Below are 26748 nucleotides of genomic sequence, written 5' to 3'. Positions count from 1 at the left end.
TGACCCGCGACGGGCGAGGGACCGGGGAGGCGGAAACTCTGGACACGCTGTGGACTTTCGTCGTGAACCGGCGCCACCAACTGCTCACCGACTCCTATCTGCACGTGTCGGCGGTCGTGCAATCGGTGGTACTCGGCGCCCTGGTCGCCGTGGCCATCGGCGTACTGGTCTATCGCAGTCCGCTCGGCTCCTCGGTGGCCACCGCCGCGGCGAGCACCATTCTCACCATTCCGTCATTCGCCCTGCTCGGCTTGCTGATTCCACTGCTCGGCCTCGGCGTCGCCCCCACCATCACCGCGATGGTGCTGTACGCACTCCTGCCGATCCTGCGCAACACCATCGTCGGGCTGGCTGCCGTCGATCCGGCGATCACCGACGCTGCGCGCGGCGTCGGCATGAACCGGCTGCGGGTGCTGGCGCGGATCGAACTCCCGCTGGCCTGGCCCGCGATCCTGACCGGTATCCGGATCAGCACCCAGATGCTGATGGGCATCCTCGCCATCGCCGCCTACGCCAAGGGGCCCGGGCTCGGCAACCTGATCCTCACCGGCCTCACCAGGCTGGGTACTCCGAATGCCGTGCCGCAGGCCTTGACCGGCACCGTGCTGATCGTCGTTCTCGCGCTCACGCTGGACGGACTGCTGCTGCTCCTCGGCCGATTCACCACGTCGAAAGGGATCCGTGTCTGACTCCGAACCCGTGTCCGGCGTCGAGATCGTCCTCGACTCGGTCACCAAACGCTATGGCGACCAGCAGCAACCGGCGGTCGACAACGTCAGCCTGACGATTCCGGCCGGTGAGATCGTGGTCCTTGTCGGGCCGTCCGGCTGCGGCAAGACCACCACGATGCGGATGATCAACCGGTTGATCGAACAGACCTCGGGCACCATCACCATCGGCGGCAAGGACGCACTGTCGATCGACCCCGACGAGTTGCGCCGCGGCATCGGCTATTCCATCCAGCAGGCCGGCCTGTTCCCGCATATGACCGTCGCCAAGAACGTCGCGACGGTGCCTGGGCTGATCGGCTGGGACCGCAAGCGCATCGCGGCGCGCACCGACGAGATGCTCGAACTGGTCGGCCTCGACCCCGATACCTATCGGCACCGGTACCCACGCCAGCTCTCCGGCGGGCAGCAGCAGCGCGTCGGGGTGGCGCGGGCGCTGGCGGCGGACCCGCCGGTGCTGCTGATGGACGAGCCGTTCGGTGCCGTCGACCCGATCACCCGCGGGCTGCTCCAAGACGAACTGATGCGATTGCAGGCGGAGCTGCGCAAAACCATCGTGTTCGTCACCCACGATTTCAACGAGGCGGTCAAGCTCGGCGATCGAATCGCGGTGCTGGGCAATCGGTCCCGCATTCTGCAATACGACACTCCGGCCGCGATCCTCGCCGATCCGGCCGACGAGACAGTGGCCGGATTCGTCGGCGCCGACGCTTCGCTCAAGCAGCTCACGCTCACCCGGGTGCGCGATGTGGAGCTGGGCAGTTGCCCGACCGCCACGGAAGACGAGCCGCTCGAGCGGGTACGACAAGCGCTCGACGGCCTCGACTGGCCGTGGGCATTGATCCTCGACAGCAGACAGCGGCCGCTGCGTTGGGTCTCGGCGCCGCAACTCGCACATGCTGGGACGCTGACGAACGTGGGACGCCCGGTGGGCGAAGTGGTTTCGCTGCAATCGACCTTGCAGGACGCGTTGGAGGCGCTCCTGGCCGAGAGCACCGCGACGGCGGTGGTCACCGGGCAGCGAGGCGAGTACGCCGGGCTGATCACCATCGACACCCTGGTCGGGCACTTGTCGGCGCTGCGTGCCGAACACGCGCGAAACGGTAGTGATTCGCCGGCACGGATCGGTGCGCCGACGGCAGGCGAGGACGCGGAGCTCGGGGGTATCGCGGGCGGGGCGGCGGAAAAGGGCGGCACGCCGTGATGAACCGACCGCCGTCCGGTGGGATCCGCGCAGCGTCGCCGACGGAGGCGACGCGCACCGGGAGCCGGCTATGACCGCGACAACGGCTCCCACCGCACGCACCGCCGCCCCCGCCACCGCGCGCCGGGCCGAACGGCTGCGCCTGCTCGTCCAGCCCGCGCTGGTGCTGATCCTTGCCGCCGGTGTGCTGATCTGGGCGTTCGATCGCGACCTGACGGTGACGCAGCAGGCGAGTTTGAACGCGTCCAATATCGCGAAGGTCACCTGGCAGCATGTGCTGATCACCGTGACCGTTGTGCTGATCGTGGTCGCGCTCGCGGTCCCGCTCGGGACGCTGTTGTCGCGGCCGCGCTTCCGCAGGCTAGCGCCGTTTTTCGTCGGCATCGCCAATATCGGTGCCGCCGCACCCGCCATCGGCCTGATCGTGCTGTTCTATCTGGTCACCAAGACCACGGGTTTCTGGATCGGTGTCGCGCCGATCGCCTTCTATTCGCTGCTACCCGTGCTGCGCAATACGATCCTCGGCTATCAGCAAGTGGACCGGACGCTCATCGACGCCGGTCGCGGGCAGGGCATGTCGGCCTCGACGGTGTTGCGGCGCATCGAGTTCCCGCTCGCCGTGCCCTACATTCTGGCCGGTCTGCGTACCTCGCTGGTGCTCGCGGTGGGGACGGCCACTCTGTCGTTCCTGGTGAGCGCGGGCGGGCTCGGTATCCTCATCGACACCGGATACAAGTTGCGGGACAACGTGACTCTCGTCGTCGGCGCCGTCCTCGCCGTCGCGCTGGCGCTGCTGGTCGACTGGCTGGGCGCGCTGGCCGAAGAGTTCCTCGGGCCGCGGGGGTTGACATGAACTCGGCGCGCGCAGCCACCGAACGCGCGGATTACCGGCGCTCGGCGGTGACTGCGCTGCTCACCGGGTCGGAGAGTTGCCGGCGGCGCGCCCGGTCCCGTTCCCGCCGGAAGCCGGGCAGGGCGCTCCTGCTGGTTCTCGCGGGCCTGCTGCTGCTCACCGGCTGCGGTTTGGAAGCCGGTAGCGCTGTCCCGCTGCGGGTGGGGCCGGGCAGCATCCGGCCGGTTCCCGAGCTGGCCGGCGTGCCGATCACGGTGGGCTCCAAGGATTTCACCGAGCAGAACATCCTCGGCTACATCATCGAGTTCGCCATGGTGGCGGCCGGCGCCGAGGTCCGCGACCTGACCAATATCCAGGGTTCCAACAGCTTGCGCGACGCCCAACTGCACGGCCAGATCGACATCGCCTACGACTACACCGGCACCGGCTGGATGAACTACCTCGGCAACGAGACCCGCATCCCGGACGAGCGCGGCCAGTTCGAGGCCGTCCGCGACGCCGACCTGGCCGCCCACGACATGGTCTGGGCCGCGATGGCGCCGATGAACAACACCTATGCCCTGGTCACCAATGCCGCCACCGCCGCCGAAACGGGCGTGCGCACCCTGTCCGACTACGCCCGCCTGATCGCCACCGATCCAGGCCGAGCCGCCACCTGCGTCGGCACCGAATTCAATGTCCGGCGCGACGGATTCCCCGGCATGGCAGCCAAATACGGCATCGACGAGGGCGCGGTGCAGAAACGCCTGGTGCAGGACGCACTCGTCTACACTTCCGTCGCCGACGGCCGCCAATGCAGCTTCGGTTCCGTCGCCGCCACCGACGGCCGCATCCCCTCCCTCGGCCTCCTCCTGCTCGAAGACGACCAGCGCTTCTTCCCGAAATACAACGCCGCCCTGGTCATGCGCCGCGATTTCGCCGAAGCCCACCCCGAGGTCATCACCGTGCTGGAGCCCATCTCGGCGCTCCTCACCAACGAAACCATCACCGAACTCAATCGGCAGGTCGATGTGGACGGACGCGAGCCGTCCGAAGTCGCACGGGACTGGTTGGTAGCCGAAGGGTTCGTCACCGAAGGGTGACGGCCTGCCAACTCGAGCCGCCTCTGTCGGCTCATCACGGCGGCACACACGTCGTTGTCCGACCCAGTGCACCGGGCCGGGCACCGCTGTCACTCCGGGTGAGTATCGGGCGCGCCTCGGTTCGGCATTCCGGCGACGAAACGCGTGAGCAGGTCCGCGAATCGGTGTCGTTCGGTATCGGTCCAGTCGCGCATGGCCGAGGCGAAGGCGTCGATGCGGCGCTGATGAGCCGAGCGGAGCGCGGCCCGGCCCGCCGGCGTGACCGCCAACAGGGAACGGCGGCCGTCGGATTGGTCGGCGATGCGCTCGATATAGCCGGCGTCGACAGCGGCGGCCACCAGACGGCTGGCTCGCGGGCGGTCCACGGCGAGGGCATCGGCGACGGTGGAGACGGTCGGTTCCGCCGTGGCGGCGACTATGTCGAGAACGTCGAAGGCCTGGCCCGCGGGCTCACCCTCGGGCGCCAGGGTGCGCCGGGTCTGCCGGCGGCGGATCTCCACCATGGCACGTTCGACTCGCTCGACGTCGTTCATGAGGGAATGGTAGCGCCGGACATCTAGTTGTACTTTTACAACTAAATGCCAGTCGAGAGGACCCCGTATGCGCTACTTGCTCTGCGCCCTTGCCGTACTCACAGTGACGGCCTGCGCAGCCCCGCCACCCGAACCCGCCTCGTCCGAAATCCACTTGCCTGCCTCCGGCTCCGGCCCGACCTCGGGGTCGGGCTCGGATTCCGGGTCGGACTCCGGCTCCGGCTCGACGCCCGCCCCCGGCTCCACCTCCGGCTCCGACTCTCGGCCTGGCGCGACGTCCGGCTCCGATCAGGACCGCATGATCGGGTTCCGGCTGAAGCGGCTCGATCAGCTGATCGAGACCACCTTCGACCGCTTGCTCGGCAATGCCGGCCTGAACCGCCGGGAATGGCAGACGCTGAACACGATCAGTCGCGGTCTGGTCGACGAAGCACAGCTCATCGATGCGCTGCGTCCGTTCTGGGACGCCAACGGTGAGAGCGTCTCCGATGTGGTCGGCGGTGTGACCGCCCGCGGCTGGGTCGACCGCGACGGCGACGGACGCTACACCCTGACCGCGTCCGGCCGGTCGGCGCACCGAGCCGCGGCGGCCGAGGTCGGAAGCCTGCGCGAGCGGATGACCGAGGGCGTCAGCTCACAGGAGTTCTCGGAGCTGATGGACGTCCTGCACCGCATGATCGTCAATCTGGAAACGCCGTGATGCGGCAGGACCACCGGGCTCCCGCCGATCGTTCGCGGGCGCGGTCCCGGGACGTCCGCCGCCGCTTCCCGTCTGCTCGCGCCCGAGTCGCCGAGCCTCGGCGATACGCTCGCCGGGAATGATCACCGCAGGCTGCCGCCCGGTCGGCCTGCCCGGACCGGCAAGGAGCTGACACGTGCCCGAACCGGACGGCCCGAATTCTCCGTCACCGGAACAGGACCTCGCACGGCCCGAGGCGAACGGTCCGCATCTCCCGTCGCCCGCGCCGGCACGGGCCGTGCTGTTCGGGGTGCCGCCGGCGGGCCGGCGGCTGCCCGGTGCGGCCCGTACCGCGCTCGCGTTCGGTGTGCCCGCGCTGATCGCCGCGCTGCTGGGGCATGAGCAGCAGGGGCTCATCGCGGCGCTCGGTTCGTTTGCGGTGATCTTCGGTGAGGGTCGGGTGTACCGGCAGCGGTGGCGGGCGATCGGCTGGGCGGGGCTCGGATTGATCGCGGCGGCGTGCGCCGGTGGATTCACGGGGGCGGCGATTCATCGGCATACCGCCGCGGGTGGTGCGCATGCGTGACTACTTGTGCTGGTCGGGCTGATGGCTGTGGTGGCGGTGATAAGCACGTTCGTGAACTCCGCGTTGCGGTTGGGCCCGCCGGGCGGGTTCTTCTTCGTGCTCGCCGTCGGGATCGGTGCGACGGTGACCGGCGCCGGGGTGTCGCCGGGCGCGGTCGCGCTGTGGGCCTCGGCGGGCGCGGTGAGCGCGTTGATCGTCGGCATGTCGGGCGCGCTGCGGTATCCGCATGCCCCGGAGGAGAACGCGGTCGCGGCCGCGGTGGAGGCGGTGCGCGCCTACGACGGCCTGACACGCGACTCCCCCGATCTCGCCGCCGCCCGCTACACCGCGGGCATGAAGATCCAAACCGCGTGGACCATGCTGGACGACGCCCGCCGCTCCGAGCTCGGCCATCCGCCCGCGCGCACCCTGGCCGACGCCCAGTCGCGTTTCGCGGACGCCCTGCATCGCAACGGCGTCGACGATGCCGATGCCCTGTTCGATACCGGGCGCCCCGCGCCGACCCCGTACCCATCGCTACGTTTCCGCCTGGCCCGCTCGCTGTCGCCGGACAGTCACGCCGCCGTCGCCGCCCACCGCATCGGACTCGCGGCGATTCTCGCCGGATCGTTGACCGTCGCGTTGTCCATCGGCCGCCCCGACTGGGCGGTGATGACGGTCGCCGTGCTGCTGCATCAAGGCCCGGACCGGGTGCGCGGCACCTACCGCGGCATCCACCGGGTGGGCGGTACGGTGCTCGGGCTCGCCGTGTTCACCCTCATCTACGCGTTCGAACCGCGCGGCGTCGCCTTGGTACTCATCCTGATGGCGCTGCAGTTCTCGATCGAATTGTTCGTCGCCCGCAACTACGGTCTGGCGGTCGTCTTCATCACTCCGCTGGCACTGCTGATGGGTGGCGGCGGGCACTACGGCGATCCGCTGCCGGTGGCGTTCGATCGGTTCCTCGAGAGCGTCATCGGGGTGGTGATCGGGCTCGGTGTGCTGTGGTTGGTCGATCGCCATTCGCACCGCCGGGTGCTGCTGCGCAATGACCGCCGCGTCCTCGAATCGCTCGACACACTGTTGCTCGCGCTGCGGGCGGATCCCGGCCGGGTTCCGATGATCCGCAAGGAACTGGAGTTCGAGCTGATGGGCTCGACGCTGGCCGAAATCGATGCCGCGCATAACGAACCCACGTGGGCGCGCGCACAGTGGGTGCACCACGAGCGCGTCCGCCGGCTCGGTCATCGCATCCTCGCCGCCACGTGGAATGCGGGGCCGGGCCGCCCCGGTGATCCCGGTCAGCTCACGCGCTGGGCCGAGAGCGTCGCCGAATTGTCTTGAGCAAGAAGGGAACCGGTGCAGCGCCTCTCTGACAGCACGCGGCTCGGGAGCACGGAGGCTGTCCGGAAGTAACGGCCGAGCAGGTTCGAGCCGCGCGCCATACCGCGCTGTGTATCAGTGGGCCCGCTACCTCCAACAGTTTCCCCACCAACGACAAGGTCCGTCCGCACGGCCCCTCTCGATCGAAGAGAAAGCTGCGCACCCCGAGTCCTGTGCTGAGCTAACAGGACTCGGGATGCAGCGGGTTGGTTCTCTGGTGTCGGCCCATGGCATCTACCTCCTTCGGTGTCGTCGTGGTCATGGCCGGATCAGCTGTAGAGCCGGCCGATGAACGCGGCCAGGTTCTCCCGCACGCGTTCGATCTTCTCCTCGAGACCGAGGTCCTCGCGGTAGCGGCTGCCCATGGCCGGCCGCTTCTTGCCGCGCGCGTACAGCGAGCAGGCCAGGTCGGTGCACATGTAGGTACCGACCGAGTTGCCGCGCCGCCCGGATTCGCCGGCCTTGTGCGCGGTCAGCAACGACACCCCGCCGCCGGTGTGTGTGGTGAGGCAGATCGTGCACATCTGCGCGCGACCGGAACCGCCGGTTTCGTACCGGAACGCGACACCGATGAGGCGATCGTCACCCGGCGCGACGAGATAGCAGCGGCCGGGAAACGACGGATCGCTCCAGCCGAGGAAATCCAGGTCTTCCCAAGGGCGCTGATCCAGGTCGCGCGGGACCGGTAATCGCTTGGCGTCTCCTTTGGAGCAGTTGATGAACGACGACCTGATGTCGCGTTCGCTAACGGGTTGCACAGTGGTGCTCCCTCCGGTCGTTGATGGACAAAACCGAAGAGACGTTAGGGGACCGCTCTGCGGCGGACAACCGATTTTCACACCGGATGGGCCCTGTTCGCCGGGTGGCCGACATTCGTCTGCGGGGCGCCGCCCCGGGTGCGCCGGCCCCGCGAAAACCGCCTGGACCAGGAACTCCGCTGGCTACACTCGAGCGGCACGGGTATCCACTGATGAGGCGGTAGCTCATGGCGTTCGCGAGGTCGATATCGGTGGTCGGCGCAGCGCTCGCGCTGACGCTCACCGGCTGCGGATCCGACGACGACTCCGGCCCCGCCACCAAGTTGTCCACCACCACCCAGGCAGGCCCGGCGGCCGAGGACCCACCCGCGAGCCCAGCGCAGCCCACCGTGACCACCGGCGCGTCCGAGCCCACCGAGGTCGTCTCGCTCACCGCCGTCGACGCCGCGGGCAGGCCCGCCGACGGATTCACCGTCATCGAACCCGATCCCTACGGCACCCTGAACTGCCGCAACGCCGCACCCAGTCACTCCGCGACCACCGCGGGCATCTATCACTGCGGTGCCTCCGCCGACGCCGCCGACGTCTGCTGGCCGACGCCCGCGCGCACCGAACTGCTCTGCGCCGACGACCCGTGGGACCGGGAACTGCGCCGATACACCGTCGATCCGCCGCTCGAACCCATCGCCGCCACCGAATCCCCCGAGCCGTGGGCGCTCGAACTCGCCGACGGCCGCCAGTGCCGGATCCGGATCGGTGGCGCGTGGGGCGGCCGCTCCGACGGCATGGTGGGCGCGTATTCGTGCACCGGCGGCTCCGAGGTCGTGCTCCAGGCCGCCGATGCCCGCACCGCGATCGATACATCGTCGGATACCTGGCAGGTGGCGATGGGCGAGCTCGGCGCCGGCTCACCCGATTTCCCGCCGCCCACCATGGTGGATGTGCGCACCGCCTATTTCGCCGCCGCCGCGAAGTGAGCCGATCTCGCTGCGTCGAGCGGGACAGGTTGGGTAACGTCGCCCTGCAGGAACAACCGAGCACCACGGATGCACCGACCACGAACAGGCGGGATATCAGTGAAGCTACGAATCCGCACCATCGTCGTCACCGGTTGTCTGGCCGCCATGACGGCCATCGCCCCGGTCGGCGCGCAGGCCACACCGTCCGACGACCCGATCATCGCCTCGGGCGATCTGCTCGCCAGGCCCGTCGCCCCGAACGGGTCACGGATCACCGACGTCCGCATCGCCGACGACCGCAATGTGAAGTTGCAGGTGTTCTCCACGGCCATGGGCCGCGATATCTCGGTCTCGGTACAGCGCCCGCGCGATGCGTCCCAGCCGCGCCCGGTGCTGTACCTGCTCAACGGCGCCGACGGTGGCGAGGGCACCGCCAATTGGGTGAGCCGGGCGCCGGACGCGCTGGCATTCCTCGGCGAGAAGGACGTCAACGTCGTGCAGCCGATCGGCGGCGCGTGGAGCTACTACACCGACTGGCGTGCGCCCGACCCCGTGCTCGGCGTCAACAAGTGGAAGACCTTCCTCACCCAGGAACTCCCGCCGCTGATCGACGGGGCCTTCGGCACCAACGGGCTCAACGCCATCGCCGGCCTGTCCACCTCGGGAACGTCCGTGCTGAATCTGCCCATCGCCGCGCCCGGCCTGTTCCAGGCCGCCGCCGCGTACAGCGGCTGCGCGCAGACCAGCGACCCGTTCGGGCGGGAGGCCGTGCGGCTGAGCGTTGAGGTGTGGGGCGGCGGCGACGTGGAGAACATGTACGGTCCGCCGAACGACCCGCTGTGGGTGCAGAACGATCCGTACGTCAATGCCGAAGGCCTGCGCGGCCTGGACCTGTTCATCTCCTCCGGCAGCGGCCTACCCGGTCCCCACGACACCCTCAACGGCCCGTACGCCCTGCCCGGCGCCTATGGTCTGGCCAACCAGGTGGTGATCGGCGGCATCATCGAAGCGGCCACCAACTACTGCTCACACAATCTCGCCGCCCGGCTCGACGAGTTGAACATCCCCGCGACCGTGGATTTCCCGCCCGTCGGCACGCATTCGTGGGGTTACTGGCGTGATGCCCTGATCAACTCCTGGCCGGTGATCGCGCGCGGGCTCGAACTGCCGGCCTGAGGGCGGCTGATACCGATCGGCGGCATGTCGCGGAGTTTCTGCTGGAACGCGGAGTTTCCGCTAGAACACCGTGGCCCACACCGAACCTGCGCGATGCCAGACGCCATGAAGACGGCAATGTGCTCGAACCGAGCTGCCCGCCGTCACTCCCCCGCGAACGACAGCCCGCGCTCCTCGAGCGCTTCGGCGAGAATCCGCGCGGCCTTCGGGCCGAAACCGTGCAGGGCCAGCAGCTCCGCGCGGGTCCGTGTACTGAGTGCGTCCAGGGTGGTGATGCCCGCGCCGTGCAGGGCCCGGGTGGCCGGCGTGCCGATCGAGGCCGGCAGGTCGCCGGCTGCTCCCGGGGTCGCGGTGTCGGCGGCGTTCAGGGCGGCCGCGAGCCGTTTCGGTGCCCGTGCGAACCATGCGCGCCGGACCAGATAGTTCGACGTCTGTCCGTTGATGTCGGCCAAGGCGATCCGGAGTCCGATCCGTTTGCCCGCGCGTTCGATGACTTCGGCGCTGGGGTGGTCCGCCAGCACGCCGTCGATCTCGTCATCGGCCAGCTGCACCTGCAGCTCGTCCGCGCGGCTGAGCGAGGCGAAGCTCTTGCCGCGAACTCGATACGCCACCGCCCCGAAATGCGTGCCCTCCTCGACTTCCGGCAGGGCGAGTGCCGCTTTTCGCACCTGGGCCCGCGTCGTCATCGCCGGTCTCTCGGCACGATCGGCAACTCGAGCTCGAGTTCGTCGCGGATCGGAATACCGTCCTGACCGTATTCGGGGATCTGCGGTTTGGTGCGCCGCGAGGCCGTGACGGCGTCGGTGTGCAGGGCGGTCAGATGGAAACCGGCGCGCTGGTAGAACCGCAACGCCCGGGTGTTGTCATTGGTGGTCGAGACCCGCGCCCGCCGGACATCGGCGGTGCGCACCTCCTCGACCAGGGCTCTGATCAGCGCCGCACCCACCCCGCCGGACTCGAACGCGTTGATGGTGACGATATCGGCCACGCCACCGGCGACGCGGTACATGAGCATTCCGACCACCTGCCCGTCCCGTTCGGCGAGCAGCCCGGGCAAGGCGCCTGCGTCGACCAGCCCGCCCAAGGACAGCGACACCACGCGAGTATCACCCCACTCGCGCCGCAGCAGGGTCGCCACGACGTCGCGGTCGGCCGGCGCGATCTTGCGCAGCGATACCCCATCCGGGAGAGTCACCGCGTCAGACTACCGCCGCGGCCGCGACCACAGTGGTGAACTGTGGCCGCGGCCGCGGGTCTCGCGAGGATCAGTCCGCCACCGGCGTCCACTGCTCCTGCGGTGGCACACCGGGGATCGGCTTGCCGATGACGGCCAGCGCCACGAAGAAATTCACCTGCCCGATGGCCATTGCGAGGGTGGCCACGGCTTTCTCGTCGTAGTGCTCGGCCGCGCGGGCATACAGTTCATCGGTCACCCGCTCGGCTGCCGCCGAGGGCTGGGCGACAGCTTCGGCGAGGGCAAGGGCGGCACGCTCGGCCTCGGTGAAGTACGGGGCGTCCTGCCACGTGGCCACGGCCGCGATACGTTCCTCGGACTCCCCCGCAGTGCGCAGATTGCCGGTATGCAGCACGACAAGGTAGGTACTGCCGACGATCTGCCCGATCCGCAACTGGACCAGACTGATCGTGGTCCTGGGGACGGTTCCGTTTCCGGTGGCTTTGAACAGCGCCGCACCGACTTCGCCGAGTTCGGGAACCAGCTGCTGCGGATTGCGCAACCGGGACCCTGTGCGCGCCTGCGTGGCCGTCGAGTTCTCCTGCATGATTGTTTTCCTTTCTCAGTGGGTTGATCAGACGTACTGGGGACGACGTGCGAAGACGCCGAACTTGGTCATCGGGGACGCCTCGCCCTGCGGCAGCCAGGCGCGGGCAGCGAGCGTGCACGCGGCGAACATGGCGGGCATGGCCCACTTGTCCGGGCCGTCGCCGACCGCGAGGTGGGAGGCGGCGGCACCGCCGTAGACGAAGACGAGTCCGGCATAGGCCCACTCCTTCGTCCGCGGATGGCCCGGGGTGAGGATCGCGGCGAGCGCGGCGGCCTTGGCGGTGCCGAGCACCGTCGCGAAGTACATGGGGTAGCCGAGGTGGTCGAAGGCTTCCCGGACATAGGAGATCCGGGCCAGATCCCAATACGATCCGACGGCGGTTTCGGTCAGTACAGCCGCCACCGGAATCCAGCGGGCGAGTTTCAGGGCCTTCGAGGCGCGTGTATTCATGGTGTCACTCCTGGTCGTAGCCTTGTTCGGTCAAGCGGCGCGCGCGTGGCCGTCGTCGGTGGCCGCGCGGTGCAGGGCTGCCGCCAAGCGCGCGTTCTCCGGTGCGTTGAACGCGAAAGCGGCACGGCGGCGGGTGTATCCGTAGGTGAGACCGCTGTGCGGATCGACGAATCCGTCCGAGCCTGCCGACCCTGCGTGTCCGAACGCGTGCACGCCGAGGAATGGGTACAGCAACCCCTTGGCCTCGAAGCCGAGCGTGTACGGTGCTTGCCCACGCACCAGATCGGCGCCACCGGAATGGATTTCGGAGATGATCTCTATGGTGTCGAGCGACAGCAGCGGTGGCCGGCCGTCCACCCCGGAGACCGCCGCCGCGTACATCCGCGCCAAGCCGCGCGCACTGCCGACACCACCGGCCGAGGCCTGACCGAGCCTGCGCAGTTGCGCATCATTCGGCAGGGCCATCACGTCAGCGGCCGTGAAGCCTCGGGCATTGAGGTTGTAGGAAATGCCGGCGATTCCATGCGGGTTGGGGGAATTCGCGGTGAACGCGGCCTCCATCTCCGCGGTCGCTCGCCACGGCAGGACCGGCAGGTAGCGGTGATCCAGCTCCGCGGGCAGGCCGAGATACACATCCAGCCCGTACGGTGCCCGGATCCGCTGCTCGAACAATTGCTGCACGGTGCTTCCGGTGACCGCCCGCACCACTTCGCCGATGATCGCGTACATGACGAACCCGCCGTAACCGTGCGCGGTTCGCGGCGCGAAGTACGGGCGCTGACCGACCAACCGCTCGGCGATGACGCGCTCGTCCGCGAGCTCGGCGACGGTGAAACCGCCACCGACCCCGATCACTCCCGACCGATGCACCAGCACATCGCGCACGGTGATGTCGTCCTTGCCCGCGGTGCCGAAACGCGGCCAGTAATGGGCGACGGGCCGGTCGAGGTCGAGCACACCGTCCTGCAGCAGCATGGCCACCACCAGGCCCGCCGCGCCCTTGCTCGACGAATGCAGGCCGGTCAGCGTGCTACCGGTGACCTCGGGCCCGGCCCACAGATCGACCACCTGGCGGCCACGCAGATAGGCGGCCAGCTGCGCGCCGGACTGCCCGTCCTCCTCCTCGACAACAGCGCGGAACTCCTCGCGTACCTGTTCGAACCCTTCGGCAACAGTGCCGTGGATCTCGATCGTGCTCATGATGCTCTCCCTTCGATGCGGCCGGTCCGCCTGCTCCGGCGCCGCCGCGGATCGTTTCTGCTGCACTGACGTACGGGGGTAGCGAAAGGTGACCGCTGGGGGGGAAATCGCAGGTCGGGGTGGTGCGAGTTCGGTTTGTCGGCCAGTGCCCGGCGGGCGGCGGTGGTAGGCGGCGGGCGGCACGAGCACCGCAGTAAAACCAGCGGCGGCCGGCAGCCCCGCTGGGTCGCGTCCAGGACAGCGGCCGCACTCGAACAGGCGGTCCGCGAGCATCAACCGCCAGCCAGCACCCATGTGCCGACACCAGTGGCCGGCACAACCGGCCGGCGATCGGCAGCATCAGCCGCGGCCAGTGACAGTCGGTGCTTCTCGGACAGCGGTCACCGACCGAGGGCGGCAGACGAGGTGTGCGCGAACAGCTACGGTCACCTTTTCGGCCGCCGGTTCGTCATCGGTAGGAAGGACCGCACAAGGAGGACCCTGTGAACGACGCGCAATTCCTGGCCGACCGGTTCGAGGAGCACCGCACGCACCTGCGTTCGGTCGCCTACCGGATGCTCGGCTCGGTCAGCGATGCCGACGACGCGGTGCAGGAGGCGTGGCTGCGCCTGGCCCGCACCGACACCGCCGATGTGGGCAATCTCGGCGGCTGGTTGACCACGGTCGTCGGCCGGGTCTGCCTCGATATGTTGCGGTCGCGGAAGGTCCGTCAGGAAGAGCCGCTGGAGAATCTGCCCGACCCCGTGGTCACCGCGGCTTCCGGGCAGAGCCCGGAACATGAAGCGATGCTCGCCGATTCGGTGGGGCTGGCGCTGCTGGTGGTGCTGGAATCGCTGAGCCCGGCCGAACGGCTGGCCTTCGTGCTGCACGATATGTTCGCCGTGCCGTACGAGCAGATCGCGCCGATCGTCGATCGCACGCCGCAGACGGCCAAGAAGCTCGCCAGTCAGGCCCGCCGCCGCATCCAGGGCGAGGCGCCGGCTCCCGATACCGACCTCCCCCGGCAGCGCCGCGTGGTTGACGCGTTCCTCGCCGCCGCCCGCGACGGAGAGTTCGAGGAACTGGTGCGCATCCTCGATCCCGACGTGGTGCTGCGAGCCGACGCCGGCGATCTGCGCGTGCTGCGCGGCCGCACCCTCGTGGGCGCACAGGCCGAGACGTTCCACCGCATGGCCACCCTGTGTGTGACCCATCCTGCCGTCATCAACGGCGGCGCCGGGCTGGTCAACACCATGGATGGCGAGCCCTTCTCGATCATGAGCTTCACCGTCGTCGGTTACCGCATCACCGCGATCGACATCCTGTCCGACCGCGAACGGCTCGCCGGTCTGGATTTGAGCGCTGTGCTGGGGTGAGCGTGGTACCCGCTCGGCGAGCGCTCTTCAGCCCCCACCGGACCCGGCTGGGCGGCTCGCCGGTCGAGCCGAAGGTGAGCGCAGGCATTCGCCAGCCGAACAGAGCATCGATCCTGGTGAGCGGCACGACAGGGCCGACTCGAGTGAGCGTTCCGGCCGGCTCTCGCCCTCACTCAGTCGAACGGCGACCTATCGATGCCGCACCCGGTGTTCTTCGGCGGTAGCCGGCCCGTGAACAGGTACTCCCGCTTGACGCGTTCGGCGCAACTGCTCGGCGCGTACATGCTGCTGTGCCCCGCGCCTTCGATCACCACCACCTGCGCGTCGGCGAGTTGGGCGGCGCCGGCGAACGCACCGGCCAGTGGCGTGGCGGGGTCGAACCTGGTGTTGAGCACCAGGATCGGCGCCGCGGTGCGCCGATCCCAGGGGCCGGCGTACCGATCGGCGTCGTGGCCCTGCCAGAACGCGCAGGCAACGCTGCTGAATACCGCGACCCGTCCGAAATACGGGACGCGCTGATCTTCCGAGACCGCGGCACGACTGTAGGCGGCGGGATCGGTCGGGACGATGCTGTCACTGCATTGGATCGCGTGGAACGCCTCGGTCCGGTTGCCCGCGTAGGACGTATCGCGTGCGACGGGCAGCACTCCGGGGATGGTGGTGCCCGCGTCGAACAGCCGCTGCAACAACACGGCGAGGTCCGGGTAATTCGACGATTGCGACAGACTCGCCGCGGCACCGATGACCGCCGGATAGGCCCAGGCCGCGCCGTCGAGCCGGATCGGCGCCAGCCGCGCCCGCTCGGCCAGCGCAATCCATTTCAGTTTCGGATCGCCCGCCGAGAACGCGCACCGCGGGCCGGCCTCGGCGCATTGCCGCAGAAACGCGTCGAAGGTCGCCGCGATCCCCGCTGCGACGTTCTGACGGACATCCAATGGCACCGAAGACCCTTGCCCGCCATGCCCATCGGCATTCCCCTGGAAATCCATCGACCCGTCGAACGCCATCGCCCGCACCCGGCTCGGGAACATATTCGCGTACACCGCGCCGACCTGCGTGCCGTAGGAAATGCCGTGATAGGTCAGCTGCGGATCGCCCACCGCTCGGCGCAGAAGCTCGAGATCACGCGCCGTGTTCGCGGTCGACACATGATCGAGAATCGGGCCCGCCTGCTGCCTGCACCGATCAGCGAACTCCTTCGACCAGCCGAAGAACGCGGGCTCCTCCGCGCTCGTGGCGGGCATCTCCGGCATCGAACCGAGAAACGTCAATTGCTCATCGGTCCCGGCGAAGCAATTCACCGGCGCGCTCCGGCCCACCCCGCGCGGATCCCAGGACACGACATCGAACCGAGCGCGCAGCTCCGCCGAGAACAGCCACTCCCACCGTCCCCGCTCGCGCAACCGCTCGACCCCCGAAGGGCCGGGACCGCCGAAGTTGACGAACAACGTCCCGATCCGCCGATCCGGGTCCGCCGCAGGAAGTTTGATCACCGCGAGATCGATCTGCTCACCGCCCGGCCGGTGGTAATCCAATGGAACCCGCGCAGAAGAACATTCGAACCCGTCGCCGCACTCGGCCCAGTGCAGCACCGGCGTCGCCGCGCCCTCGGCCAGCCCATCGATATACGGATCCACCCGCTCCACCGCCGATGCGGGGCCAGGTACACCCAGCACCCCAGCACCGGTGACCAGCGCACACACCACGACTCGAACCCAGCGAGAACTCTTGGTTCCCAACCGCAGAACCACCTGCAAGCCCTCCTGCGCACCGATCACCGAACGCAGTGATCCTGTCACACTCGGGCATCGCCGACTCTGCGGTCCTTCTCACTACCGACCGGCAGTTCTGAGACGCATTCGACCGCGGCGGGGCAGTCCGCGGCCGGATGCCGACCACGACCGTTGTCGCGCTTCGGTTGTCGAACGCGCGCGCCGGCCGAGGACGTCTTCGGCGCCGACCGCGCCCGCGCCGCCGAGGATGACGCAAGACCAGTGCCAGCGCAGCCCTACGACCTCCACGACGAGTACATCGGCCGTTGCTATCGCCGACAGCTCATCGCGGGCAGAACGAACCCGTGCACGGCGGCGGCTCCGCACCGGGCGCCGTCTCCCAGGACAGGTGGACCACGCCGTTCGACTTCCCGGTCCCCGAAGTCCCTTGGTAGAAGCGCACGTCCGTCGCATCGGCGGTGGCATAGGAGCGCCCACCGCCACCGCCACCTCCGCCGCCGGAATCACTGGCCACGCTCGCTCCGTGTCCCCGTCCGCCGCCGTTGTAGCCGCCGCCACCGCCACCGCCCGCACCACCTTGGGAGCTGCCCGCCGGAGCGTCGGTGCCATGACCGCCGTGCTTGGAGTTGTTGCATCCACCGCCGGGCGGACGTCCACCACAACCACCGGAGCCACCATCGCCGATATCGCTGTTGCCGTCGCCGCTGTTGCCGTCGTGGGCCGGGTTCCCGCCGGCCCCACCGTCGCCGCCCGCCCCCTCGCCCGCGCCGCTGTTGCCACCCGCGCCGCCGCCACCACCCGCGACGACCAGATAGCTCTTGCCGACCGGCGCGTGCACACCGCACGGACTCATCGTCGATTCGACCGCGGTCGAGCCACCGCCGCCGCCCCCGGAGGCACCACCCGAGCCCGGCGCTGTCCCGTGCCTGCCGCCGTGCCCGTCACCGAATCCGCCGTTGTCGTGGCCCCATTGACCGACCGTCACGGCCAGCTCGGTGCCCGGCCTGACGTCGACCGTCGCGGTCACGCCGCCACCGGCGCCACCGATGCCGGTATCGCCGAAATGCCCTCCGCCGCCGCCGACGGCGTCGACGGTCACCGAGGTGACTCCTGCCGGCACACAGAAGAACTCGGTATGCCCGCGGAATTCGAAGGTCTGGTACCCGATCTTGCCGGTGGTGAGGACCACCGATCCGTTGCCCGACTGGGTGCTGCTGCTGAAAACGTGGTCGCGCACTCGGGCGTCGTCGACGTAGGACAGCCCGCCGCCACCGCCGTCGCCACCACCATTCAGGTTCTGCCCGCTGCCGAGTTTGCCGCCCTTGCCCGCGCGATAGCCACCGCCGCCACCACCACCGGCTCCACCTGGCGCGTAGGGCGGCGTGCTTCCGCCGGACGCGCCCGCTTCACCGTGTGTGGTGTCCAGGCAGCCGCCGCAGGTTTCCGGCCCCGAACTGTTGCCGCCCACCGCGCCGGGCTGGGCCGGGTTCCCGCCATTGCCGCCCTCGCCGCCGCGTCCGCCATTGCCTTCATGCGAGGAACCACCACCCCCGCCGCCGCCACCGGCGACGACGAGCGGGGTCTGTCCCGACATCACCGCGGTAGCACCGCCGCCGCCACCGCCGTCGCCGGCATTCGGCGCGGGCTGCACGCCACGGGCACCGCCACGTCCGTAACCGGACCGCCCGCCGTCCGCGCCGCCCTCGCAGCCCACATAGATGGTGAGTACCTCATGCGGTTGCACCGAGATCGTCCCGGTCGTCACACCGCCGAATCCGCCCCGCGTGCCCTCGCCGACGTTCTGCTGGCCCGAACCGCCCTTGGCCAGCACCGATATCTCCCGCACGCCCTCGGGGACCTGGTACGTCTGTGCGCTGTCGCCGTCGCATTCGAAGCGCTGACTGGTCGGCGGCTGTGCCTGCGCCGGCGGCGTGAGTGCGACACTCCACGCCGCGGCGAGCACGGCACAACCGGCGATCGACGATATTCGTGAACCCGACAACAAGCTGGACATGATTCCACCTCATCGAGCGGCATATGGTGCACCGACCGTACGCTCGACCAGCGGATTTCCGTGCGCGCCTCGCCGCGCAACGGGCGTGTCGACCTCGGATCCGTCACCGACCGGAGCGGGACGTGATGCGTTGGGTCCCACTCGCGACACGGTGGAACTCGTGTCCAGCAGATACCTGTCGCGCCGGCATTCGACTGCTCGCCGGCAGTGATGTCGGCCGTTCGGAAACGATCACATTCGGCGGCCAACGGTCGGTCGGCCCGGGTCACGAGCTACAAGCCCCGGCCTCGGCCGCTGCCGACACGCGCTCACCGGGCGGTGAGCTCGCGTTCGTTGGGCATGAGCTGCGCTATCCGTGCGAGATCGTCTCCGGCGTCCTGCGGCCCGGACGCGACCTGGCTCGCCTGGATCGCGCGTGGCGCGTCGGCGCCGGCCGTATTCGGCGCGCCCTCCGCGGCCTGCGTGACGACGGAGTCCGTCTGCTCATGCGTGAGGTCCCCGGTGTTCTCCTCGGCAGGCTCCGCAGAGATCGCGGGATGTTCGGCACCCGAGGGTTGCTCGGCGGTCTGTTCAGCCGTCGCGGGAGGAGCGGGTTCCGCCGGGCGCGCTACCGTCACCGGCTGGCCCTGCTGGCCGGTCCTGAGCCGCTGCAAGGTCTTTCGCACGGCGTCTGCGAGTCGCGCGTCCAGCTCGGCCTCGGCCGGGTCTGCCTGGTCGTGCGCTGCGGCGCCCTGGTCGTGCGCTGCGGCGGGCTGGTCGTGCGCTGCGGCGGGCTGCTCGGCCGGCAGCGGTGTCGTGGCCAGCCACAGCTCGGTGAACGGTGCGGCGGGCACGGGCGGGGTGGGGTCGGCCGCGGAACCCTCGGTGCTTTCCCGCGCGGCGGGCTGCCCCGTTCCGGAGTGTGCCTCTGTTCCGGGGGCGGTGGTGGCGTGTGTTTCGTGGGCGGTACCAGCCTGCTCGGACTCGCCGTCGGCCGGATGCGGCTTCTCGGCATCGTCGGGCTCCTCCGGCTCACCCGCCTGACGCTCACCGCGAGCGGTCGGCGCCACCTCGAGGATGCTCGGCAGGATCTGGTTACCCGCGCCGCCGACCTTGGTGAGCGCGACCAGCCGCTCCTGGAGATCTTCCTTGTCGGGCACCGCGGCCGTCGCCTGCTCGATCGCGCGCCCATATCGTTCCGCGACCAACCGGTGCGTCACGAGTGCGACGCCGATCATGATCGGCGCGATGGCGTGGATGCCGATGCCCGTGAGGTCGCCCGCTTTGAAGTAGGGGAAGGTATTCAGCGCGATGCTCGCCGTCAGCAACACCCCCTCGACCGTGTAGACCTGCCACAACCGCTCGATCACGCCCCATTCGGCGGTATCGGCGGTGGAGAGCATCAACGCGACGAGGACCGCGCTGATCAGCGCTTCCAACCCGTAGGAGAGCCAGAACATCGGGTTGGTCACGCCACCGGTGGGCGCGATGTTCTGCTGCACCGTCACCGCGGAGAACAGCATCGAGAAGGCCACCACCCCGGCCAGCAGCCCGAGCACCCGCGGCTTGCGCTGATGCAATCGAGCCACCTTCGCGTGCGGACTGCTGCTGTGCCGCTGCTCCCCGATCGCCTGCGCCGCCCGCAGCAGATCCGCAGCCTCCCGCTCGGCCAACTCGGCCGCCGTCCGCCGCACCCGCTCCGCCGCATCGGCCGCCGCCTGGATCCGCGCCCGCTGTTCATGGCGTTCGTAATCGCGCACGAGCTCGGCCAACTCGCGGGCCGCGGCGAGCTCGCGCTCCGATAGCGCGTCCAGCAGCGCCGGATCGTCCTGGTGCGCCAGCCGCTCATGCGCAATCTGCACGCGGTCCGGCAACGCACCGGCCATCAAGTCATCCACCGGCGGCGCCGTCGTGGGCGCCTGGGTCGTGAAACGACGGAGCATCAGCATTGAACCTTTCCGGCGAACGAGTGTTCCAGACGCCGTCCGCCGGAGGCGACCCGGCCGTCGACATCCTGCCGAAAGCAAGGAGCCGTCCCACCCGACCCAGAAGGGTATGTGGTTCCCCGCAAGTCGACGCGGCCCCGCCCGTGTAACGCCCTGTCGAGCACCCCGATTCATTGGTGATCCAGGACACAGCATCAGACGACGGGACATAGATGAAGACCACCGCAACCTTTCTCCTGATCGCGGTAGCCGCTTCCGCCACAACCATGGCCTGCGGTTCGACAGAAACACGGACAGCCGAAACCAAGACCGTCGTCGTCCCGGCGACACCGAACTCGACAGCGCCGATACCAGCGACGCCTTCGGAATCTTCTGGGGCACCGGCTGTTCCGACCGCATCCGCGGCGCCGAAGAAAGTTCCGATGCCGAGCGTCGTCTGCATGAATCTGCAGGCAGCACAGGATCAGATTCAGGCTGCCGGCGTGTTCTTCTCTCGTAGTGAGGACGCTACCGGGGCCGGCCGGATGCAGGTGATGGATCGAAACTGGGTAGTCGTTTCCCAGGCTCCGGGGCCGGGCGAACCTGTCGGCGAAGGGGAAGCCGTGCTGTCCGTCGTCAAAATTGGCGAGCCCGGGGACTGTTCGTAAAGCGATGCCCGGGATGCCATTCCAACCGGGGAAGCATCACTGACCTCCCCCGGCCACGTCGACTCCGTACCCGAGGGCGAGGTCGCCCAGTCCGATTGGATAGCCCTGCCCGACAGCGCGCAGCCGCCAGCGATCACCGCGCCGGTAGACCTCGGCCAGAATGAGAGTGCGCTCCTCGGTGGCCGCGTCGAGCGTTGCGCGGGCGAAGGCACCTGCTTCGTTGCCGGCGGCGGCCTGTACCTCGATGGCGCCGACCGCACCGAATGTCACATCGGTCCCGTCGATAGCTGCGGCGATCACGATGCGAGAGCACTGTTCGGCGAGCAGGTCGAGCGTGATCTCCACCGATTGCTCGTTCGGTCCATCCGAGATCAGGCGAATCCCGGCCGCCTCGGGCTGGTTGTAGAACACGAAATCATCGTCTGTAGAAACCTTTTCGTTGATACCGAGGGCAAACGCGACGACGTCGACCTCGTAAGAGTCATCCTGTGTCCAGGACGTACGCACCGACCACTCATCTCCCTGCGTGGCGATCGGGAGGTCTATCACCTGACCCCGGCTCAAAGTACACGGCTCCGGCACTACAGGCGTCTGCTCCGGGGCACTGATCTGCACCGAGGCCGTCTCGAAAAGTTCCATTCCGTGAATCGGGAGCCCGCGCTGACGCGCCTTCTCGAATCGTGGGTCCGTCTCCGCTGCAGCCAACGCGAGGACGTCCGACACCTTGGCGGACATGTTCACGGCCGCGGACCCGCCCAGTTCTACAATCTTCGTCCTCGCATCGGCTGCATCCTGGTGTGGGCCGCCCAGGACCAGCACGCGCCGCCCGGCAAGCGGCCCGCTCGGCGGCACACTCGCCTCCGCCCGCACGGCCACGCTCGCTCGACCCTTCGGTGTTCCCGGCTGAATTGTGTCGAGCATGTCGAGGAACTGGGATTCGGTCGCAGTCGGAGTCTCGTGGGCGATGGCCGATCGCGACTTGGCGGAACCGGCTGCCGGCGTGTTCGTCACCAACAGGCTTGTACGCTTGCTGACCGCACCGGTGACGTCCAGCCCTGCGGCCACGGCGCGGCCGATCAGATCCGAACGCTCCAACCTCGTCGCGCCGGTGAAGGCGACCTTCATTCCCTGCGTCAACCTGCGCCCGTCACCGAGGCGACCTGGATAGGTGAACTCGCACACGACCTTCGGTGGACTGGCAGGCCATGCTTGCTTGTTCCGGACATCGCGGGCGTTTTCCTGCGAACAGGTCAGCAACGGTGGCGCGACACCCACGCGCGCCGCGTCGGCGATCAACGACCGCACAACGCCGGCGAGCACCCTGGCATCATCGAGCGCGTCGTGAGCGCGGCCACGGATAACACACGATCAGCGGTGGCTCGAAGGCCTGAAGTCTCGACATCGACGACCGTGAACGAACCCAATCCGATATCGCATGACGACAGGGCAGCCGCCGGTTCAGTTTGCATGCCAAGAGCATCGGCCTTGCCGCTCCACCGCGTCGCCGACGAGTGCTAGGCAGCCAGCACAAGGTCGGCAGTCACGGCTCCACCGGGGCCATCCGCTCGCGCGAGCAACCGGCCGATACCTTCGGCAACCTCCACCGGCTGCTCCAGGATCACCGAGTGCCCGGCGCCTTCGACCATCACGAGATCCGCGTAACCGATTGCGGCCGCCATGGCGACCGAATGCGACGGCGGGGTCATCAGATCGGCGGAGCCGCAGAGGATCAGAGTGGGGATCTTCGACAGGACCGGCAGTACGTCGGTGCGGTCGTAGGTCATGAAGGAGCTCAGGAAGCTCGCCATCGTCACGATCGGCGTCTCGTTGTGCATCGCGTACGCCAGCGCCAGCACGCGCGGGCTGACCTGACGATCGCCGAATTCGGCGATGCGGATGACGGGTGCGAAGATCTTGCAGGCCACCCGCTTGGCCCGCTGCATCAGGCGCGGTGCGCGGCGGACAGCCGCTTGGAAGGCGGCGATGATCGGGTGCCGCAGCAGCCGGCCGAAACCCGCGTCGGCGAGCCCGCTCGCGGCGGTGGCGATGAGCCCGACGCCGACGATGCGGTTGCCGATCTCGTGCGGGTTCTGGGAGGCATAGGTCAGTACGGTCATGCCGCCCATCGAATGACCCACCAGAACGACCGGCCCGGTGGGAGCGACCGCGTCGAGCACAGTGCGCAGATCGCGGCCGAGCCGATCGAGGTGGTAGGTATGGCTCGACGCCACCGCCGAGTCCCCGTGACCGCGATGGTCGTAGCACACGACCCGCACACCCGGGTTCTCCCGCTGCAACGCGTCGCGAACATCGGTCCACGATTCGCCACGCAGGCAGTGCCCGTGCACCAGGACAACGGTGAGACCCGCATGCCTCGGGCCGTATTCACGAACCGCCAGCGCAACCCCATCAACGGCCGAAACCGTGGCATGGCGCTCTGCGGAGTAGACCATGGTGCTGGTGATCGACATCGGAGCCTCCGGGGTTCGCCTGCGGTGACAGGGTCAACTCTGCGCCGATCCGGCCGCCATCAGCAGGGGCCCGAGTAGTGGGTTCACTCCCCCGGAGGGTGCGCAGAACACCACCTAGGTGGGTTCAGACGACCGGATGCGGATGCCGCCCAGGCGATGGTTGCGGTACAAAGCCGGACGAATCCCGCCGATGCCGGGGGCCCACCTACGTGCTCAGGTTCGACCTGCTTCGGCGACGGCCGCCAGCCGCGAGTCGATCGATTCAGCCATCATCGTGATCTCGCGGTCGGCGACCCGGTTGCGACGTGCCTGCTCCTGCCACCCGTTCAGCGCCGCGGCAACACGGCGCATTCTCTCGCGGGCCTGGTCGACGGTCAGACTGCAATCCTCAGCGAGTGCCAGCAGTCCGTCTACTTCCTCGGGCAGCGCGTCGGCTCCCATAATCGAGGTCGAACGCGTCCGTGCCACATCGGGATTCGGGTTCACGTCGAAGACGGGGCTCAGTGTCCACGAACCCCGCTCGGCCAGGAAGCCATGGTTGCGTAGGTGGTCGTCGGTGTTGCCGAGCGCGACGCTGGCGACCACGCGGTCGAAGAGCTCGTGGTGGTCCTGCTTCGGGGACAGGGACAGATCCCGCATCGCCTCGGCGACGTCGGCGTAGTCGCGGTGCTCGCCATCTGCGGAGCCCGTCGCCGTCATGGCACTGATGTAGCCGATGCGGTCTCCGGCGAGCGTACGGTCGAACCTGCGCAGTACCAGCACGCTGCGCTCGCCCACACGTGTGAGCCGTCGCTGCGGCGCGCGGATGCCGGCGTTCTCCAGGAGGTCGAGCGCGGTCGCCTCCCACGCCATGACGTCCCACTCGTCGCTGGAATGCGGGAACTTCGCGATCGCGAGACTCCCGTCCTCCAGCCGCACAGAGGCCTTCGGGCGCGCGCCACCGAGGCCGGTGGTGCCGGTATCCAGGAGCTGCTTCACAGCCCGCGCTGGGTCGTCCTGTGAGGCGAGCTCGTCACTGGCACGCAGGAGTTCGGGTAGCGAGATGAGGCGGGGTACCTGCGAGGGCTTTCCCATGAACTCGTCATGTCCGGCGAGGCGATAGCGCAGCGCGCCCTGCCGGGTATCGTCGCTGACGCCAAGGAGGAAGTCGAGGTCGTCCAGCCTGCGCGGCGCCCTGCCGTCCTCCCGGGCGCGTGTCCGCTCGGCCTTTTCGATGAGGTTGCGTCCCCATCGGTCGGGGGCGCTGTCAGCGAAGGCACGGACGAGCCCCGGCTGGTGCTGAGACCCGGACACCAGGGGAAGCGCCGGGTCGATGCCCATGCCGTCACCTGAGAGGTAGCCCGGGTCATAGAGGAACGTGGTGGAGATCTGGCCGCGGCTCCGGGTGAAATGCGCCTGACCCACCAGCCTGGTTCGCCCGGCCTCGCCGACGAGCACCTCGACGGTGGTCATCGCGCACGCTTCTTTGTCAGCTTATCTGCCCTCAACCTGCCGATATCGCTGTTCAGCGGGTCAACAGCGCCGATTACCTGGTCGAGCACACCGAGGGCCCGGAGCACCTGCGCGACGTTGCCGAAGCTGACCCCCGGGTCTCCGGTCTCGATTTTGCGCAGGGTATCCCGAGTGATGTCGGCGCGCTCGGCCACCTGTTGCGCCGTCAGGCCCAGCACCATGCGCCAGCCGCGCACATGCTTGCCGAAGTCCGCCATGTGGCGGTTGATCCGGTAACCAGCCATGGGACACCCTTCTCTATGACGATCAGGATAGCCGCATCAGGGTCATATGGCGAGGATAGTCTTCATACTGCTTAACCGGGAGCGAGCTGCATGAAGGCCCGCACTTACGGACGAAGGCAGCCGTCGTCACGTCACTGATGCGGCAGAGCACGCCTGCTCGCCAATGACGTCGAATCTTCCGAGCATCCTCGACGGCCAGTGGTCCTCGGTGCGGGACGCCCACCGACCTCATGATCAGAGTGATACTCGGCGTGAAACCCCCACGGAGTTCCAGAACCCTTTAACCGATCACACTCGCGATAGTGGTTGATGCCACGAGGACGTGAGCTACGTTGCCCGGCGCTATCCTGTCGAAGAACGCCCCAGTGTCGCCTCTGAAGCAATTCATGCGCCTGGGGCTCCTTCAATTCACCCCAGGAACAACGGATCACACGTTGAAGCGGAACTCCACCACGTCACCGTCCGCCATGACGTAGTCCTTCCCCTCCATCCGCACCTTGCCCGCCGCCTTGGCAGCCGCCATCGACCCGGCTTCGACCAGATCGTCGTAGGCGACGACCTCGGCCTTGATGAATCCGCGTTCGAAGTCGGTGTGGATGACGCCGGCGGCCTTGGGGGCGGTGTCGCCCTGGTGGATGGTCCAGGCGCGGGCTTCCTTCGGGCCGGCCGTCAGGTAGGTCTGCAGGCCGAGGGTGTGGAAGCCGGCGCGGGCCAGGGAGTGCAGGCCGGGTTCGTGCTGGCCGATGGACTCGAGGAGTTCGGCGGCGGATTCCTCGTCGAGTTCGAGGAGTTCGGCTTCGACCTTGGCGTCGAGGAAGACGGCGTCGGCGGGGGCTACGGAGGCCTTCAGTTCAGCGATTTTGGCGTCGTCGGTGAGGACGGATTCGTCGGCGTTGAAGACGTAGAGAAAGGGCTTGGTGGTCAGCAGGGAGAGTTCTTTGAGGAGCTCGGTGTCGACCTTGCCGGCGGCGGCGAACAGGGTGGTGCCGCTGTTGAGGATCTCCTGGGCGGCCTTGGCGGCGTCGGCGACGGGCTTGCGGTCCTTCTTGACCTTGGCTTCCTTGTCCAGTCGGACGACGGCCTTCTCCAGGGTTTGCAGGTCGGCGAGGATGAGCTCGGTTTCGATGACCTCGATGTCGGCAGACGGGTCGACGCGGCCGTCGACGTGCACCACATCGTCATCGGCGAACACGCGCACCACCTGGCAGATGGCGTCGGCTTCGCGGATGTTGGCGAGGAACTTGTTGCCGAGGCCCGCGCCCTCGGAGGCGCCCTTCACGATGCCCGCGATGTCGACGAACGACACGGTGGCGGGCACGATGCGCTCGGAGCCGAAGATCTCGGCGAGCTTGTCCAGCCGCGGATCGGGCAGCGGGACCACCCCGACGTTCGGCTCGATGGTCGCGAACGGGTAGTTCGCGGCCAGCACGTCGTTGCGGGTCAGCGCGTTGAACAGCGTCGACTTTCCGACGTTGGGCAGGCCGACGATTCCGAGGGTGAGACTCACGAGTAG

The 26748-nt window shown here is 68.5% G+C and carries 27 protein-coding genes; 11 read left to right on the top strand and 16 right to left on the bottom strand.

The window, feature by feature from the left end; translation table 11 throughout:
• The first annotated feature begins 38 nt into the window (after positions 1-38).
• The 4 genes from AC5W7N_RS16360 to AC5W7N_RS16345 all read left to right on the top strand — a co-directional run bounded on the left by AC5W7N_RS16360 (position 39) and on the right by AC5W7N_RS16345 (position 3867).
• Positions 39-689 (top strand): ABC transporter permease, encoded by a 651-nt coding sequence (locus tag AC5W7N_RS16360; RefSeq protein WP_163809881.1) that lies wholly within the window; start codon positions 39-41, stop codon positions 687-689.
• Positions 682-1932 (top strand): ABC transporter ATP-binding protein, encoded by a 1251-nt coding sequence (locus AC5W7N_RS16355; protein WP_495921844.1) that lies wholly within the window; start codon positions 682-684, stop codon positions 1930-1932. The genes AC5W7N_RS16360 and AC5W7N_RS16355 overlap by 8 nt, the downstream gene beginning before the upstream one ends.
• Before the next feature lie 70 nt (positions 1933-2002).
• Complete coding sequence (locus AC5W7N_RS16350; protein WP_163809137.1) at positions 2003-2785, top strand: ABC transporter permease; 783 nt, start codon at positions 2003-2005, stop codon at positions 2783-2785.
• Positions 2782-3867 carry a glycine betaine ABC transporter substrate-binding protein gene (locus tag AC5W7N_RS16345; RefSeq protein WP_495921843.1) on the top strand — a complete coding sequence of 362 codons (1086 nt, stop codon included), beginning with the start codon at positions 2782-2784 and terminating at the stop codon, positions 3865-3867. Before AC5W7N_RS16350 ends, AC5W7N_RS16345 begins: the two co-directional genes overlap by 4 nt.
• An 89-nt stretch (positions 3868-3956) precedes the next feature.
• Here the strand turns inward: AC5W7N_RS16345 and AC5W7N_RS16340 are convergent, their stop codons facing one another.
• Positions 3957-4400: a MarR family winged helix-turn-helix transcriptional regulator gene (locus tag AC5W7N_RS16340; RefSeq protein ID WP_163809135.1), complete on the bottom strand. Its 444-nt coding sequence runs from the start codon at positions 4398-4400 to the stop codon at positions 3957-3959.
• Positions 4401-4472: 72 nt separating this feature from the next.
• A complete protein-coding gene (locus AC5W7N_RS16335; RefSeq protein WP_195019953.1) occupies positions 4473-4646 on the bottom strand; it encodes a hypothetical protein in 174 nt (57 codons plus the stop codon).
• Between the two features lie 52 nt (positions 4647-4698).
• On the opposite strand from AC5W7N_RS16335, the gene AC5W7N_RS16330 reads away from it, so the two are divergent.
• The 3 genes from AC5W7N_RS16330 (at position 4699) to AC5W7N_RS16320 (ending at position 6988) form a co-directional block, all read left to right on the top strand.
• Complete coding sequence (locus AC5W7N_RS16330; protein ID WP_194991505.1) at positions 4699-5100, top strand: winged helix DNA-binding protein; 402 nt, start codon at positions 4699-4701, stop codon at positions 5098-5100.
• Positions 5101-5275: 175 nt separating this feature from the next.
• Positions 5276-5665 carry a hypothetical protein gene (locus AC5W7N_RS16325; protein ID WP_495921842.1) on the top strand — a complete coding sequence of 130 codons (390 nt, stop codon included), beginning with the start codon at positions 5276-5278 and terminating at the stop codon, positions 5663-5665.
• A gap of 21 nt (positions 5666-5686) precedes the next feature.
• Positions 5687-6988, top strand: a complete 1302-nt coding sequence (locus AC5W7N_RS16320; protein WP_495921841.1) for an FUSC family protein — start codon at positions 5687-5689, stop codon at positions 6986-6988.
• Positions 6989-7296: 308 nt separating this feature from the next.
• On the opposite strand, the gene AC5W7N_RS16315 is transcribed toward AC5W7N_RS16320, so the two are convergent.
• A complete protein-coding gene (locus AC5W7N_RS16315) occupies positions 7297-7785 on the bottom strand; it encodes an FBP domain-containing protein (protein ID WP_195019956.1) in 489 nt (162 codons plus the stop codon).
• Positions 7786-8012: 227 nt separating this feature from the next.
• On the opposite strand from AC5W7N_RS16315, the gene AC5W7N_RS16310 reads away from it, so the two are divergent.
• Together AC5W7N_RS16310 and AC5W7N_RS16305 are read left to right on the top strand one after the other, a co-directional pair.
• Positions 8013-8762 (top strand): hypothetical protein, encoded by a 750-nt coding sequence (locus AC5W7N_RS16310; protein ID WP_495921840.1) that lies wholly within the window; start codon positions 8013-8015, stop codon positions 8760-8762.
• A gap of 147 nt (positions 8763-8909) precedes the next feature.
• Positions 8910-9920, top strand: a complete 1011-nt coding sequence (locus AC5W7N_RS16305) for an alpha/beta hydrolase (RefSeq protein ID WP_163809875.1) — start codon at positions 8910-8912, stop codon at positions 9918-9920.
• A gap of 143 nt (positions 9921-10063) precedes the next feature.
• Here the strand turns inward: AC5W7N_RS16305 and AC5W7N_RS16300 are convergent, their stop codons facing one another.
• From AC5W7N_RS16300 to AC5W7N_RS16280, 5 genes are all read right to left on the bottom strand, one after another.
• Complete coding sequence (locus AC5W7N_RS16300; RefSeq protein ID WP_495921839.1) at positions 10064-10606, bottom strand: MmcQ/YjbR family DNA-binding protein; 543 nt, start codon at positions 10604-10606, stop codon at positions 10064-10066.
• Positions 10603-11115, bottom strand: coding sequence for a GNAT family N-acetyltransferase (locus AC5W7N_RS16295; RefSeq protein ID WP_495921838.1), 513 nt, complete (start codon positions 11113-11115; stop codon positions 10603-10605). The genes AC5W7N_RS16300 and AC5W7N_RS16295 overlap by 4 nt, the downstream gene beginning before the upstream one ends.
• 70 nt (positions 11116-11185) lie before the next feature.
• Positions 11186-11701, bottom strand: a complete 516-nt coding sequence (locus AC5W7N_RS16290) for a carboxymuconolactone decarboxylase family protein (RefSeq protein WP_495921837.1) — start codon at positions 11699-11701, stop codon at positions 11186-11188.
• Positions 11702-11728: 27 nt separating this feature from the next.
• Positions 11729-12154 (bottom strand): DoxX family protein, encoded by a 426-nt coding sequence (locus tag AC5W7N_RS16285; protein WP_195019960.1) that lies wholly within the window; start codon positions 12152-12154, stop codon positions 11729-11731.
• A 30-nt stretch (positions 12155-12184) separates the two neighbouring features.
• Positions 12185-13354, bottom strand: a complete 1170-nt coding sequence (locus AC5W7N_RS16280; protein ID WP_495921836.1) for a serine hydrolase domain-containing protein — start codon at positions 13352-13354, stop codon at positions 12185-12187.
• A 482-nt stretch (positions 13355-13836) separates the two neighbouring features.
• Between AC5W7N_RS16280 and AC5W7N_RS16275 the strand changes: the two genes are divergently transcribed.
• The gene (locus AC5W7N_RS16275) at positions 13837-14709 is read left to right on the top strand and encodes a sigma-70 family RNA polymerase sigma factor (protein ID WP_495921835.1); all 873 of its coding nucleotides are present in this window, start codon (positions 13837-13839) and stop codon (positions 14707-14709) included.
• Between the two features lie 173 nt (positions 14710-14882).
• Here AC5W7N_RS16275 and AC5W7N_RS16270 read toward each other — a convergent pair whose 3' ends face one another.
• The 3 genes from AC5W7N_RS16270 to AC5W7N_RS16260 form a co-directional block, all read right to left on the bottom strand.
• The gene (locus tag AC5W7N_RS16270) at positions 14883-16487 is read right to left on the bottom strand and encodes an alpha/beta hydrolase (protein ID WP_495921834.1); all 1605 of its coding nucleotides are present in this window, start codon (positions 16485-16487) and stop codon (positions 14883-14885) included.
• A 277-nt stretch (positions 16488-16764) separates the two neighbouring features.
• The gene (locus AC5W7N_RS16265) at positions 16765-18456 is read right to left on the bottom strand and encodes a glycine-rich protein (RefSeq protein WP_195006779.1); all 1692 of its coding nucleotides are present in this window, start codon (positions 18454-18456) and stop codon (positions 16765-16767) included.
• A 308-nt stretch (positions 18457-18764) separates the two neighbouring features.
• Positions 18765-20378, bottom strand: coding sequence for a hypothetical protein (locus tag AC5W7N_RS16260; RefSeq protein ID WP_495921833.1), 1614 nt, complete (start codon positions 20376-20378; stop codon positions 18765-18767).
• Between the two features lie 215 nt (positions 20379-20593).
• Between AC5W7N_RS16260 and AC5W7N_RS16255 the strand changes: the two genes are divergently transcribed.
• Entirely contained in the window at positions 20594-21028 is a 435-nt protein-coding gene (locus tag AC5W7N_RS16255; protein ID WP_495921832.1) for a PASTA domain-containing protein, read from the top strand.
• A 36-nt stretch (positions 21029-21064) separates the two neighbouring features.
• Here AC5W7N_RS16255 and AC5W7N_RS16250 read toward each other — a convergent pair whose 3' ends face one another.
• The 5 genes from AC5W7N_RS16250 to ychF form a co-directional block, all read right to left on the bottom strand.
• Positions 21065-22348: a TerD family protein gene (locus AC5W7N_RS16250; protein WP_495921831.1), complete on the bottom strand. Its 1284-nt coding sequence runs from the start codon at positions 22346-22348 to the stop codon at positions 21065-21067.
• Between the two features lie 194 nt (positions 22349-22542).
• A complete protein-coding gene (locus tag AC5W7N_RS16245; RefSeq protein WP_495921830.1) occupies positions 22543-23499 on the bottom strand; it encodes an alpha/beta fold hydrolase in 957 nt (318 codons plus the stop codon).
• A gap of 213 nt (positions 23500-23712) precedes the next feature.
• Positions 23713-24951 carry a type II toxin-antitoxin system HipA family toxin gene (locus AC5W7N_RS16240; RefSeq protein WP_495921829.1) on the bottom strand — a complete coding sequence of 413 codons (1239 nt, stop codon included), beginning with the start codon at positions 24949-24951 and terminating at the stop codon, positions 23713-23715.
• Entirely contained in the window at positions 24948-25235 is a 288-nt protein-coding gene (locus AC5W7N_RS16235) for a helix-turn-helix domain-containing protein (protein WP_495921828.1), read from the bottom strand. Before AC5W7N_RS16235 ends, AC5W7N_RS16240 begins: the two co-directional genes overlap by 4 nt.
• 427 nt (positions 25236-25662) lie before the next feature.
• Positions 25663-26742 carry a redox-regulated ATPase YchF gene (ychF, locus tag AC5W7N_RS16230; protein WP_163815186.1) on the bottom strand — a complete coding sequence of 360 codons (1080 nt, stop codon included), beginning with the start codon at positions 26740-26742 and terminating at the stop codon, positions 25663-25665.
• Positions 26743-26748: the final 6 nt, after the last annotated feature.

This window comes from Nocardia sp. CDC519, assembly GCF_059509835.1.
This window is presented reverse-complemented; position numbering and strand designations above follow the sequence as displayed.

Bases quoted from the DNA above. Each gene is read 5' to 3' on its own strand.
- AC5W7N_RS16255 (WP_495921832.1), top strand. From the start codon at position 20,594: ATGAAGACCACCGCAACCTTTCTCCTGATCGCGGTAGCCGCTTCCGCC.
- AC5W7N_RS16290 (WP_495921837.1), bottom strand. From the start codon at position 11,701: ATGCAGGAGAACTCGACGGCCACGCAGGCGCGCACAGGGTCCCGGTTG.
- AC5W7N_RS16320 (WP_495921841.1), top strand. From the start codon at position 5,687: ATGGCTGTGGTGGCGGTGATAAGCACGTTCGTGAACTCCGCGTTGCGG.
- AC5W7N_RS16265 (WP_195006779.1), bottom strand. From the start codon at position 18,456: ATGTCCAGCTTGTTGTCGGGTTCACGAATATCGTCGATCGCCGGTTGT.
- AC5W7N_RS16350 (WP_163809137.1), top strand. From the start codon at position 2,003: ATGACCGCGACAACGGCTCCCACCGCACGCACCGCCGCCCCCGCCACC.
- AC5W7N_RS16330 (WP_194991505.1), top strand. From the start codon at position 4,699: ATGATCGGGTTCCGGCTGAAGCGGCTCGATCAGCTGATCGAGACCACC.
- AC5W7N_RS16305 (WP_163809875.1), top strand. From the start codon at position 8,910: ATGACGGCCATCGCCCCGGTCGGCGCGCAGGCCACACCGTCCGACGAC.
- AC5W7N_RS16340 (WP_163809135.1), bottom strand. From the start codon at position 4,400: ATGAACGACGTCGAGCGAGTCGAACGTGCCATGGTGGAGATCCGCCGC.
- AC5W7N_RS16310 (WP_495921840.1), top strand. From the start codon at position 8,013: ATGGCGTTCGCGAGGTCGATATCGGTGGTCGGCGCAGCGCTCGCGCTG.
- AC5W7N_RS16235 (WP_495921828.1), bottom strand. From the start codon at position 25,235: ATGGCTGGTTACCGGATCAACCGCCACATGGCGGACTTCGGCAAGCAT.
- AC5W7N_RS16280 (WP_495921836.1), bottom strand. From the start codon at position 13,354: ATGAGCACGATCGAGATCCACGGCACTGTTGCCGAAGGGTTCGAACAG.
- AC5W7N_RS16245 (WP_495921830.1), bottom strand. From the start codon at position 23,499: ATGTCGATCACCAGCACCATGGTCTACTCCGCAGAGCGCCATGCCACG.
- AC5W7N_RS16260 (WP_495921833.1), bottom strand. From the start codon at position 20,378: ATGCTCCGTCGTTTCACGACCCAGGCGCCCACGACGGCGCCGCCGGTG.
- AC5W7N_RS16240 (WP_495921829.1), bottom strand. From the start codon at position 24,951: ATGACCACCGTCGAGGTGCTCGTCGGCGAGGCCGGGCGAACCAGGCTG.
- AC5W7N_RS16300 (WP_495921839.1), bottom strand. From the start codon at position 10,606: ATGACGACGCGGGCCCAGGTGCGAAAAGCGGCACTCGCCCTGCCGGAA.
- AC5W7N_RS16345 (WP_495921843.1), top strand. From the start codon at position 2,782: ATGAACTCGGCGCGCGCAGCCACCGAACGCGCGGATTACCGGCGCTCG.
- AC5W7N_RS16285 (WP_195019960.1), bottom strand. From the start codon at position 12,154: ATGAATACACGCGCCTCGAAGGCCCTGAAACTCGCCCGCTGGATTCCG.